Raw genomic sequence first — 11,107 nt, forward strand, 5'->3', positions numbered from 1 at the left:
ATAGCTATAATGAAACGTAATATGCCTTTATTTTCTGTGCCATAAGTTTGCGTCTTAGGGTTAAAAAATCCTGATAATCGTTGATATTCATATCCATGATTTCAGTTGGAACACAATTCATTTTAAGATTATCTAAAAGGTCTTGTTCGGTTGAAAGACCACTGACTTGCCTATTTTCATCCTGTATTTGACTTTTGATGAGTTCAAAATAATCTTTGGGCGGTTTATTTCCCACTTTTATATTGACCTCGGATTGCATATAAACATAGTTGGCGATTTGGTTGTACTTTCCTCTATCTAAGCCATGCTTACTTAAATAATCTTTGGGGAATAAGTGGTGTATATCACCACGTAATGAAATTAAGTCGCTGATCAAAACATCCTTTGATAAAAAACCTTTGTCATTTGCTTTGACTTGTGAAGCGAGGAATACATGGAAATATGGACTACTCGCTACTGAAGTGTCCAAACTTTGCGGTAAAGAGGCATTCCAAAAAGCATCGGAAAGTTCACCATCTTCTTTTTCTTTCAAATAATCTGCAAATGGTTTTTGGGAAATTTGTTTAATATCAAAGTCAAATGTACTTTCAGGTGAGCCCGAATATCGCCCTGTTAAAATTGAGTACACCAACCATTTTTTGACATAACTTTCAATCTCAATAGAATTGACCCCAAGTTCCTTTAATTTTAGATACACGATATAGGCAAAATTAAGAGCATTTTGTGAACGAACTAGCTTGGGTGAAATAAAACCTGCTGATTTGACAATCATCAAAAAACGCTTGAAATTAGTTTCGTTGATAAAATTGTGCACGCCATATTTCAGTTTTTGGAAAGATTGTTCCGCAATTTCAGTTTCAAAGGTTCGGGTTTCAAAATTCCTGCCTGAAAGTAAACTTACCAAGTCTGAAAGCCGTCCTCGATTAAATTGAGAGGTAAATGCAACACGAATTAAATCGTTATAACTCGGATCATATAAATCTTCGTTTTCTGTTTTGAGCCACGACATTTTTTTGAAATAATCGCTTTCAGAAAATTCTTTGTCATTATCGACAATATGCTTATAAAAATCGGGTGCAATGGCTAAATGACAAAAATAATCAATAGCTTTTCGCAATTCGTTGCCCCCATTTTCAGTGTCCGAAGCAATTTTACTCATAGCAAAATCTGCCTGACTTAAAACCACGCCTTTAGAATTGATGCGGATGAAAATTTCTGTCACCGTTTCAATGTCCAATTCGGGTGCTAATTCAATCATTCCAATTGGTTTTTTCACAATGCTAATAAGCCGTGAAAAAGAATTTTCAATTAAATCTTCCTCAATTTCAGGGTTGAGTCTGGAATAATCACGTACTAATTTAAGCAAGCTCACATTGCCAGAGAATGCATCAGCAATATCGTGTAGCCATGTTTTGTCTTTTAGAATGGCTGGGTTTTGCACCTCAAATTTTTCTTCGATGGGGTTAAAAGCAATTTTAATTTTTATGCGTTGATAATTTTTATTGATGACATACTGACCTAAAATTGCAGCGGTCAATGCGGTAATTCTTTGTTGACCATCAATCAATACTTTTTTGCCTTCACTAACACTTCCATCCTTAAGTTTTACGTTGGGATTCCTCCACGCAATGACGTATCCAATCGGATAACCTTGATACAAGCTATCCATCAAATCACGAACTTTTGAAGTATCCCAAACAAACGGTCGTTGGATTTCGGGGATGGCAATTTCGCCTGATTTGACCCAAATTAATAAGGTTTCAATTAGATGCTGATTGACTGAATATTTTTGCATTGTAGTTTGAATAAAACGTTAAATGCTTTTTATATTACGATAATTTTTAAACAAAATCATAAAATAAAGCCTATTTTTGAATAGAGTAATCTAGCTAAATTTTTACCTTCTTTCAGGTTTATATTGTGATTGTATTCTTTTCAATGCATGAAATAAGTAGTGGTGTCTTTCTGGAGCGAGTCCAAGACCAAACGTGATAGGCTGATTTGCCTCAATGACAATTTGGGCCTGTTGTTTATTGGATGAGTTAGTTGAACGGTTTTCTCTAATTCGACTAACGTCATTCCAATTAAAATATTTTGATTTTCCTATTCTGCCAATTCCCGTAAATACACGTCCACCTTGTTGATTAATGGTGAGCTCAATTTTACCAAATAGCATCATCAGTGTAAGCGAACCAAAAATGATGGTTCCAATCAGAAATGGGATACCAAATAGACTTTGTAAGATGCTAAATTGCTGTTTTGCGATTTGAGTTCCATAGATTCCACCTAGTGAACCACCAGACCAAATCAACATAAAAGGCACTAGAAAGAAAGCAATCGGGCTTCTCAGTGTTGCGCCTAGTTTAATTTCTTGCATATTATTTTTATACCAAGTACCGCTTGGGGGTTGATTGATATCAAATGCATATGATGGCGTATCAAAATTTTCAGAAATACGAAAAATATGATTGCAAACTTGGCATTTCCCCATATCCGTTTGGATATTGATATTTTCATTTACAACGTCAACCTGACAGTTTGGACATTTCATTTTTATAGTGCTTAACTTGCTTAATTTTATGAAATTTTAGTATAGCATTGTCATTTTGCATTCTCATCAATTTCATATCGAACAAAGACGTGATGATCTAAATTCAGGAAATAGCTTTGCCAATAACAACAGTTACAGCACCCAATCGATGGTATGGCATCGGGCATTGCAATATGCTGTCGTGAACACTTTTGTTTTAATAGGATAATATTCAATAGAAAGATTTTCTATTTTGCTAATCGTCTTAACTGAACACAGATGTACATCGCATTGTGAACTTGAAAATTGAATTTCAATAGATATGACATGGTTTATATTCTGATTTTTTATTTTTGAGCATTATAAAAAATAAAAACCGACGATTCGAGTGATGATAAATCGTCGGTCAAAATCTTTTTCAACGGCTTTGGCTACTAACAAAGCCATTGTTAAAGATGGAGAGTCATAATGAAAGGTCACCGAAAAATATTGCGGATGCCGTGCAATGAACATTCGGTTCCTGCGACCTTGTACCCTATATAACGCTGCTAGGTGTGGATTGGTTGACATAAAAATGAAAAAAAAGTGAAAAAAATTTATAATTATTTTTGAAGTAGATTAGATTTGGTTTATTTACATGATTTCATTGCGTTTGTACTACCTTTGGTTTTTTATTGTGTGCTTGATTTCTAGCCTAATCGCTGGAGTCATCGCTGCAATTTTACCTAATAGCATTGGAGGAGTGCTTACAGCCATTCCTTATCTAATTGCAATCATTTTTGTTTTATTCAGGTTTTTAAAGCAACAGCGCCGTGCCCCAACTGCGCAGGAAAAGAAACGCCTGACTTTGGGATTTACCCTGATTTTTTGGGGATATAACATTTGTGGTTTATTGCTTGGTTTATTTATCTTTGCACGTAAAGACCCTGAAATCTGGCAGAATTTTCTGCTCTACCTAAAACAGCCACAGTTCCTTATCACGGTGTTAGGGATGTGGGCGATGCTTGCCATTCCACTATTTCTAATGACCTACTGGTTCTATGGTCCACAGGCGCAAAGAATGGCAAACAAGATGTTTAACTAGGATAAAAAAGTTCACTTGTAATTCACCTGTATTCTGCTAAAAGTTTTAATACGATTCATTTTTGATAGATCAGTCCATGAAAAAAATGACGGTATTGGTGACAGGTGCAAGTGGGTTTATTGGTTCTCATCTTTTACCTTTTCTATTGAAAAATAATTTTCAAGTGATTGCACTGACACGACAAAAAAATAAAGCTTCATATGATTCAGATTTAACATGGGTGAATGATTTAGATGAAATTAAAGTCATTGAAATTGACTATGTGATCAATTTGGCTGGTGAAAATATTGGTCAAAAACGCTGGACTGATCAAAGAAAAAAACAACTGATACAAAGCCGAGTCGCCATGACGGAGAAACTTTATCAGTGGTTACAGCAAAAAAGCATCTTCCCCCAATGTATTATTTCTGGCTCAGCTATTGGCTATTACGGGATTGATCCTCAAGAAATGTGGACGGCGATCTGTGACGAAAATACACCGCCACAAGTCATCTTTATGTCAGAGCTTTGTCAGGCTTGGGAACAAACAGCACTTAAATTTACTCAACAAAATACTAAAATTATTCGCTTAGGGGTGGTGTTTGGTGATGGCGGAATCTTGCCGCAAATGTTGTTACCGATTCGATTGAATATGATTGCTAAAATTGGCTCAGGCAAACAACCTGTTGTTTGGATTCATATTCAAGATGTTTTAAGAGCAATTATTTTTTTACTTCAATTACAGGCTGATCAAAAAGTTTACAATTTAGTTGCTCCAGAACAAATCAATCAACAAGGTTTTGCTGATGTTGCTGCACGAGTTTTGAAACGTAAACCTTTTATGACGATGCCTAAATGCGTGTTTGAATTAGCATTAGGCGAACAATCACAATTAATTTTAAATGGTCAATATGTAACGCCTCAGGCATTATTCAAGCATGGTTTTAAATTTCAGTACCCCAATTTAGAGCAAGCCTTAACCGAAATTTTATTGGATCACTAAATTTTTTTTCTTCAAACGACTTGGTGAATAGGCACTTGGGTCAACAATAGGCGCTTGTTTTAAAATGAGTTGGCGTAACAATTGCGCCGAACCAGCACCCATACACAGCCCGTTACGGAAATGCCCAAAATTTGCCCATAAGTTGGCTATATCAGGCATTTCACCAATATAAGGAATTCCTTGAGGTGAACTAGGACGTAACCCAGCCCAGCGTTGCACAATCGGGAACTGTTCCAGCTCAGGCACCATTTCTAGACACGCCGTTAAAATATCTTGCTGTGTTTGCTCATCCACAGCCGTACTAAAACCACAGTCAGCCATACTCGAACCACAGACAATATGACCATCCTGACGTGGAATGAGATACATCACACGGTTCATGCACATGGTAGGTAACCAGTTTTCAGGTGTTTTGAACAGCAGCATTTGCCCCTGTATGGGCTGTACAGGAATTTGTCGATGTATGTGTTCTTCCCAATATTGACTCCATGCGCCCGAGGTCAGAACAACATGATCAGCATGAAAAACTTGACGATTTGAAGTTTGTATTCCGTGTACCGTTTTATTTTTAACAATCAGTTGATCAATTGAGCAGTGCTCAAAAAAACGAACGAAAGGATGCTGTTTAAGATAGCTGATGAGAGATTGTAATAAACGAGGATTACGTACATTCGACAATTGCGGAAAATGGATGGCTTGTTGAAATTTTTCTGAAATATGCGGATTAATTTGTTCAAGTTGTTTGCGTTCTAACAAATTGCACTGTTGCATGGGTTCTTGATATTGATTGGCGTAATTCAGTCCTACATCAAAGTCTTCCTGATCGAAAATCAGCATGCCTGTATTGTGGATTTGAAAATCAATCTCCGTGATAGGCAGCAGTTTTTCATTCCACATTTGATACAGTGATTTACCGTATTGAGCAAGATGATTAACTTCTGGTGCATAACGCCACGGGTACATCGGGGAAAGAATTCCACCGCCTGCCCATGAGGCAGCCTGACCTGCTTGTTGTTGATCAAAAATATCAACAGAGCAACCTTGTTCAGCAAGTTCTAACGCTGACATCAAGCCGCTAATACCCGCACCAATAATGGCAATATGCATAAAAAATTAAACCAATTTCAAAATTCACCTCTTTGATATTAAAGAGGTGAGGAGTGTTTTAGCTCAGTAAGGGAGATTGCTATCTCATCTCTTTGAGTTTACGTGCAGCATCTTCGGCAAAATATGTCCAAATACCATCTGCACCCGCACGACGACAGCACATCAATGACTCTAAAATCACGCTTTCAGATAACCAGCCATTTTGAATCGCACCTGCAAGCATGGCGTATTCACCACTAACTTGGTAGACAAAAGTAGGTACACCAAAGGTATCTTTCACTTCACGAACGACATCTAGATAAGGCATACCCGGTTTTACAATCACCATATCTGCACCTTCCTGAATATCAAGTGCAATTTCATGCAATGCCTCGGCACGATTGCCAACATCCATTTGATAATTATATTTATTTGCACCTTTTAAATTACTTGCTGAACCCACTGCATCACGGAAAGGGCCATAGAAGCTGGAGGCATATTTTGCTGAATACGCCATGATATTGGTATAGATAAAACCATTTTGTTCAAGTGCTTGACGAATCGCACCAATACGTCCATCCATCATGTCACTTGGTGCAACGACATCAGCACCCGCTTGTGCATGGCTGAGGGCTTGTTTGACTAGGCATTCTACCGTTTCGTCATTTAAAACATAGCCAGTTTCATCAATAATACCGTCTTGACCATGAGTGGTATAAGGATCAAGTGCGCCATCGGTAATCAATACCATTTCTGGTAATTCTTTTTTCAGTAAGCGGCAAGTGGTTTGAACCAGACCCTCTTCATGCCAGGCCGCTTCTGCCGTTAAACTTTTATCTTGTTGTGGTGTTACAGGGAATAGCGCAAGCTTGGATACGCCAAGTTCCAGCAGGCTTTCTGCCTTTTTGAGCAATAAATCGGCAGACAGACGCTGCACATTTGGCATGCTTGGAATATCTTGACTTTGTTGTTGTCCCGGTAATACAAATACTGGATAAATCAAATGATTAGGTGTGAGTTGTGTTTCACTGACCATGGCACGAAGTTGGTCATTTTTACGGATACGGCGCATGCGAGTCGCGGGAAAAGCGGGACGATTGAACGTATAAGTCATAACAATCTCGATGTTCAGTATTACACTATAGGAATAATTGAAATATTTAAGTCATGCTAGGGAGAGCTTAGCGGCTAAGTTCAATTAAATATCCTCGCTATTGTAGCCCCATAATTTTAGATTTGTACAAAATAATGGGATGTTTATCGTTCCTTTGGATTTAGACAGCGTATGAATGATGTAAAGAAAAACTGGACAGGCAATATTCAGTTAGGTGCTAAAGCCGATCATGACGTGGTATTAAAGCAGCTTTGTAAAGCATTTAATTCTTCACCATTTTTTAAGCATTGTGGCATGAGCATGCGCGTTGTTGATGATCAAATTGAAGGTTATATCGAGATGCAGCCTGACTTGGTCGGTAATGTAGCCTTCCAAATTTTGCATGGTGGTGTTGCTGCGACATTACTGGATAGTATTGGTGGCGTGGTTGCAATGGAACAACTTTATCGCCGTGCAACCCCTGAAGATTTACCTGACACGATTAAGAAAGTATCGCGTTTAGCAACTGTAGATATGCGTGTTGATTATCTTGCTCCGGGTCGTGGTCAGTTTTTTACTGCGCGTGCGGAAACATTACGCTTAGGACGCAAAGGCTGTACTATGCGTATGACCATGCTCAATGATGAAGCTAAGCCAATTGCAACCGCAATCGCTTCTTACGCCTTTTAAGTATAGTGTTTGATATGAAAGCGTCTTTTGACGCTTTTTTATTGTTTAAATGAAAGTGAAGTAAAAATAATTATCAAAATATAAGAATTGAACGCATCAGTTATTTTTTTTATTCTCGTCATATGATTTTTTATCGTTAAAATGCGATTTAAATTTTTGTTTGTATTTTGATCTTTTGTTTTAACATTCGGTTAAGTTTTCAAAATTAAACTGATCTGCTGATTAAACCAAAAGTTAAAAATCCCTTTAATTTTCAGGAATAACATATGACTGACGCCCAAGCTAATCAACAAGATATTGCTGCTAATTCGGCATCAGATGATGCAATGAAAGCAAAACGTAAAAAGTTTTTAGGATTTTTCGCACTTATTCTTATCCTTGCAGCAATTTTGTATGCTATTTGGGCGTTGTTCTTTAATCATGCTGTCAGTACCGATAATGCCTATGTTGGGGCAGAAACGGCACAAATCACCTCAATGGTCAGTGGACAAGTCGCTGAAGTTTTGGTGAAAGATACCCAACAAGTTAAAAAGGGTGATGTTCTCGTTCGTGTAGATGAGCGTGATGCCAAAATCCAGTTGGCACAAGCACAAGCTGAATTGGCAAAAGCGCAACGTCAATACAAGCAAAGCCAAGCGAATAGTAGCTCATTGAATTCTCAAGTTGTGGTTCGCAATGATGAAATTAATAGTGCACAAGCACAAGTAAGTAAAGCGCAAGCAGATTTTGATAAAGCGAACTTAGAGTTAAAGCGTCGTAATGAACTTGCTGCTTCAGGAGCGATTTCTAAAGAGGAATTGAGCAAAGCGCAAAGTGCAGTATCGACGGCACAAGCAAGCTTAGATTTAGCTCAAGCGGGTTTAGCCCAAGCAACCTCAAGCCGTAAAGCCGCAGAAAGTACACTTGCTGCAAATGAAGCATTGATTCAAGGGGCAAATGAAGCATCAACACCTGATGTTTTGGTTGCAAAAGCCCATGTTGAGCAAGCAACGCTTGATTTAGAGCGTACCGTTATTCGTGCGCCTGTTGATGGTGTGGTGACACGCAAGAATATTCAAATTGGGCAACGTGTTGCACCAGGTACTGTGATGATGTCAGTGGTGCCTGTATCTGCACTGTATGTCGATGCAAACTATAAAGAAAGTCAGCTTGCTAAAGTGAAAGCAGGGCAGAAAGTAACGCTTCGTTCAGACCTATATGGTGATGATGTGGTTTATCACGGGACAGTTCAGGGCTTCTCTGGTGGGACAGGTGCCGCATTTGCCTTGATTCCAGCACAGAATGCGACAGGAAACTGGATTAAAGTAGTACAGCGTTTACCTGTACGTATTACGCTTGATCCCAAAGAACTTGCAGAACATCCATTGCGTGTAGGGTTGTCGATGCAAGCGGACATTGATCTCGCATCGAAGTAATCAGCCATGAAAACGCAGAATCCTTTTGCAGAACTTAGCGGTGGGCGGTTAATGCTCGCCGCATTTGTCATTGCACTTTCCAACTTTATGGTGGTGCTAGATACCACCATTGCCAACGTTTCAGTCCCCCATATTACAGGGAACTTAGCTGTTTCTAGTTCACAAGGGACGTGGGTGATTACCTCTTACGCCGTTGCTGAAGCCATCTGTGTGCCACTTACAGGTTGGCTAGCTGGACGTTTTGGCACAGTCAGAGTTTTTGTGTTTGGGTTAATTGGTTTCACCATCTTTTCATTCCTATGTGGTTTGGCGACCTCACTAGAAATGTTGGTATTTTTCCGTATTGGACAAGGGCTTTGCGGTGGTCCGTTAATGCCACTGAGCCAAACCTTGTTGATGCGAATTTTCCCACCTGAAAAACACTCACAAGCTATGGGAATGTGGGCCATGACCACCGTGGTTGGACCAATTCTGGGGCCGATTTTGGGCGGACTGATTAGTGATAATCTGTCTTGGCATTGGATTTTCTTTATTAATATCCCTGTTGGAATTTTCTGTGTATTGGCAGCCATCCGCTTGCTGTCTGTGGCAGAAACTAAAACTGAGAAATTACGAATTGATGCAGTTGGTTTAGGTTTGTTAGTGCTGTGGATTGGTGCTTTACAATTGATGCTAGACCTTGGGCATGAGCGAGATTGGTTTAATAGTACCAGTATTATTGTATTGGCATTAACGGCAGTTGTGGGTTTTATTGTTTTCATGATTTGGGAACTCACGGAAAAGCATCCTGTGGTTAACCTGTATGTGTTCCGACACCGTGGATTTGCAGTTTCTGTGCTTGCGCTCGCTTTTGGTTTTGGTTCGTTCTTTGGCAGTATTGTCCTGATTCCTCAATGGCTACAAATTAACTTGGGTTATACCGCCACGTGGGCAGGGTATCTGACTGCAACTATGGGTTTTGGTAGTTTGACGATGTCGCCAATTGTTGCCAAGTTATCAACTAAATATGACCCAAGAGCATTGGCTAGTTTTGGATTAGCATTGTTGGGTGTGGTTACGGTCATGCGAGCTTTTTGGGTTACAGATGCAGACTTTATGTCATTAGCATGGCCACAAATCTTGCAAGGTTTTGCAGTGCCGTTTTTCTTTATTCCGCTGTCGAATATTGCAATGGGCTCTGTTTTACCTCAAGAAATGGCTTCTGCCGCAGGTTTAATGAATTTCTTGAGAACAATGGCAGGGGCGATTGGTGCTTCAATTGCAGTGACAATTTGGGATGATCACACGAAGGTAGCTCGTAGTGAAATGGTGAATAATTTGCACCCACAAGAAGTCCAAAATACCTTGCTGCAAAATGGTTTTTCACCTGATGCAACACTCGCCACGATTGCAAATTTAGTTGATAAAGAAGCGATTACGATTTCGGCTAATCATGTGTTTATGTTATTAGCAATTGTATTTATTTTTGCGAGTGCATTAATTTGGATGAGTCCAAAACCTAAAGCAATTACGGGTGGACCTGCACCACATTAATTTTGATAGATAATCAATTTTTCTTTAGAAAACTCGGATTTATTCATCCGAGTTTTTTATTTAAATCTGATATGAATGTTTATTCCGTCGAGTTCCCGATATTCTTTTAATTCAGGTTCAAGATTAGTAAGTACGATGTCAGAAAGGAGATGGTATTTTATATCTGTTCTTTTCATAAATCCTCTAAATAAAAACTATTGCAATAAACCATAATTTCGCCAAGAAAATCAGGAGGTATTAATTCTGGATGATTTGTTATTTGATAATTTGACTCTTCTAATAGAGGAATAATATTACGAGTATCAGCGTAACCATCCGACATGATTAGTAATTTATAATCGCTATATAAATCGTGAATTTTTGAACTGTAAATGTATTTAGAGCCTATTGGAAAGCAGATGCGTTTTATCACAGCACCTTTCGATTGTGCATATGACTCAACACTTTTTAGCTGTGTACCTACAAAAACTGTACTTGATCTTGGTTTTATATTAAATTTACTCATAAACCAGTCATCAATAATATGATGAACATCTAGAGGCATATGCGTTGGTTTACGTGTTCCATCAATAAATAGATTTTCATGTATTCCATTTGAAATAGGGCTTCCAAATGCTCGGCGAATTCAAACATGAGGTGCGACAGTTTGAAAAGTCTTATGATAATCAACAAGCTGAGCAAATTTCTCTAATGG

10 protein-coding genes are annotated in these 11,107 nt (G+C 38.6%); 5 read left to right on the forward strand and 5 right to left on the reverse strand.

What is annotated here, in order from left to right; translation table 11 throughout:
* Positions 1-4 precede the first annotated feature (4 nt).
* Together NO346_RS13710 and NO346_RS13715 are read right to left on the reverse strand one after the other, a co-directional pair.
* Positions 5-1,795 (reverse strand): DUF262 domain-containing protein, encoded by a 1,791-nt coding sequence (locus NO346_RS13710; RefSeq protein WP_256415505.1) that lies wholly within the window; start codon positions 1,793-1,795, stop codon positions 5-7.
* Between the two features lie 102 nt (positions 1,796-1,897).
* The gene (locus NO346_RS13715; protein WP_256415506.1) at positions 1,898-2,551 is read right to left on the reverse strand and encodes a hypothetical protein; all 654 of its coding nucleotides are present in this window, start codon (positions 2,549-2,551) and stop codon (positions 1,898-1,900) included.
* Between the two features lie 616 nt (positions 2,552-3,167).
* Between NO346_RS13715 and NO346_RS13720 the strand changes: the two genes are divergently transcribed.
* Both NO346_RS13720 and NO346_RS13725 read left to right on the forward strand, forming a co-directional pair.
* A complete protein-coding gene (locus tag NO346_RS13720) occupies positions 3,168-3,614 on the forward strand; it encodes an ABZJ_00895 family protein (RefSeq protein WP_256415507.1) in 447 nt (148 codons plus the stop codon).
* A gap of 76 nt (positions 3,615-3,690) precedes the next feature.
* Complete coding sequence (locus tag NO346_RS13725) at positions 3,691-4,596, forward strand: TIGR01777 family oxidoreductase (protein WP_256415508.1); 906 nt, start codon at positions 3,691-3,693, stop codon at positions 4,594-4,596.
* On the opposite strand, the gene thiO is transcribed toward NO346_RS13725, so the two are convergent.
* Both thiO and hemB read right to left on the reverse strand, forming a co-directional pair.
* A complete protein-coding gene (gene thiO / locus NO346_RS13730) occupies positions 4,582-5,703 on the reverse strand; it encodes a glycine oxidase ThiO (RefSeq protein ID WP_256415509.1) in 1,122 nt (373 codons plus the stop codon). The two genes, NO346_RS13725 and thiO, sit on opposite strands and share 15 nt — an antisense overlap.
* Positions 5,704-5,782: 79 nt before the next feature.
* Positions 5,783-6,796, reverse strand: a complete 1,014-nt coding sequence (gene hemB, locus NO346_RS13735; protein ID WP_256415510.1) for a porphobilinogen synthase — start codon at positions 6,794-6,796, stop codon at positions 5,783-5,785.
* A 171-nt stretch (positions 6,797-6,967) separates the two neighbouring features.
* On the opposite strand from hemB, the gene NO346_RS13740 reads away from it, so the two are divergent.
* From NO346_RS13740 to NO346_RS13750, 3 genes are all read left to right on the forward strand, one after another.
* On the forward strand, positions 6,968-7,465 hold the full coding sequence (locus NO346_RS13740) for a thioesterase family protein (protein ID WP_087544948.1): 498 nt from the start codon (positions 6,968-6,970) through the stop codon (positions 7,463-7,465).
* A 266-nt stretch (positions 7,466-7,731) separates the two neighbouring features.
* Positions 7,732-8,880: an HlyD family efflux transporter periplasmic adaptor subunit gene (locus tag NO346_RS13745; RefSeq protein WP_256415511.1), complete on the forward strand. Its 1,149-nt coding sequence runs from the start codon at positions 7,732-7,734 to the stop codon at positions 8,878-8,880.
* A gap of 6 nt (positions 8,881-8,886) precedes the next feature.
* The gene (locus tag NO346_RS13750; RefSeq protein ID WP_256415512.1) at positions 8,887-10,413 is read left to right on the forward strand and encodes a DHA2 family efflux MFS transporter permease subunit; all 1,527 of its coding nucleotides are present in this window, start codon (positions 8,887-8,889) and stop codon (positions 10,411-10,413) included.
* A 172-nt stretch (positions 10,414-10,585) separates the two neighbouring features.
* Here NO346_RS13750 and NO346_RS13755 read toward each other — a convergent pair whose 3' ends face one another.
* Entirely contained in the window at positions 10,586-10,918 is a 333-nt protein-coding gene (locus NO346_RS13755) for a hypothetical protein (protein ID WP_256415513.1), read from the reverse strand.
* Between the last annotated feature and the right edge of the window lie 189 nt (positions 10,919-11,107).

Origin of the sequence: Acinetobacter sp. 5862, assembly GCF_024494585.1 — a bacterium.
Lineage (GTDB): Bacteria > Pseudomonadota > Gammaproteobacteria > Pseudomonadales > Moraxellaceae > Acinetobacter.

Coding starts and splice junctions, on each gene's coding strand:
- NO346_RS13710 (WP_256415505.1), bottom strand. CDS start 1,795: ATGCAAAAATATTCAGTCAATCAGCATCTAATTGAAACCTTATTAATT.
- NO346_RS13715 (WP_256415506.1), bottom strand. CDS start 2,551: ATGAAATGTCCAAACTGTCAGGTTGACGTTGTAAATGAAAATATCAAT.
- NO346_RS13720 (WP_256415507.1), top strand. CDS start 3,168: ATGATTTCATTGCGTTTGTACTACCTTTGGTTTTTTATTGTGTGCTTG.
- NO346_RS13725 (WP_256415508.1), top strand. CDS start 3,691: ATGAAAAAAATGACGGTATTGGTGACAGGTGCAAGTGGGTTTATTGGT.
- thiO (WP_256415509.1), bottom strand. CDS start 5,703: ATGCATATTGCCATTATTGGTGCGGGTATTAGCGGCTTGATGTCAGCG.
- hemB (WP_256415510.1), bottom strand. CDS start 6,796: ATGACTTATACGTTCAATCGTCCCGCTTTTCCCGCGACTCGCATGCGC.
- NO346_RS13740 (WP_087544948.1), top strand. CDS start 6,968: ATGAATGATGTAAAGAAAAACTGGACAGGCAATATTCAGTTAGGTGCT.
- NO346_RS13745 (WP_256415511.1), top strand. CDS start 7,732: ATGACTGACGCCCAAGCTAATCAACAAGATATTGCTGCTAATTCGGCA.
- NO346_RS13750 (WP_256415512.1), top strand. CDS start 8,887: ATGAAAACGCAGAATCCTTTTGCAGAACTTAGCGGTGGGCGGTTAATG.
- NO346_RS13755 (WP_256415513.1), bottom strand. CDS start 10,918: ATGAGTAAATTTAATATAAAACCAAGATCAAGTACAGTTTTTGTAGGT.